This window comes from Prevotella sp. AM23-5, assembly GCF_003473645.1.
Lineage (GTDB): Bacteria > Bacteroidota > Bacteroidia > Bacteroidales > Bacteroidaceae > Prevotella > Prevotella copri_A.
In genome coordinates, this window is sequence record NZ_QUCG01000155.1 from 1,652 (window position 1) to 2,178 (window position 527).

Here is a 527-nt window from a genome sequence, read left to right on the forward strand (position 1 = left end):
TATATGTTTGGGAGCAAACTGGATAAACCGATCCATCGACAACAGTTTGCATAAACAGGACATCTTGCGACAGATTTGTTTTTATATCCATATACAAACGCTCCAAATTCACACCGGCACGTCAATCTTATTGATAAATATAATTGTCGGGATTTGCAGCTTTTGTAAAGTACTGAACAGCAACTTTGTTTGCGCTTGTATGCCTTCCTTTGCGGATAAGATGAGGACTGCTCCATCAAGCATTTTGAATGTCCGCTCCACTTCCGCAATAAAATCCATGTGTCCCGGAGTGTCAATGATATTGCATTTCACTCCATTCCAGATAATAGATGTCGTAGAAGCCCGGACAGTAATTCCTCTACGTTTCTCTATATCCATAGAGTCTGTTATGGTGTCACCATTATCCACACGGCCGCACTTTTCCGTTGCTCCACTGGCAAACAGCAGATTCTCGGTTACGGAAGTTTTTCCTGCATCAATGTGAGCAAGAATTCCTAAATTTATAATATTCATTTGGATTAAGCAAT

1 pseudogene is annotated in these 527 nt (G+C 40.6%); it reads right to left on the reverse strand.

Annotated elements, in window-relative coordinates:
* Window positions 1-120: 120 nt before the first annotated feature.
* Window positions 121-513: pseudogene (locus tag DW657_RS17205) on the reverse strand (GTP-binding protein); the annotation flags it as partial.
* Window positions 514-527: the final 14 nt, after the last annotated feature.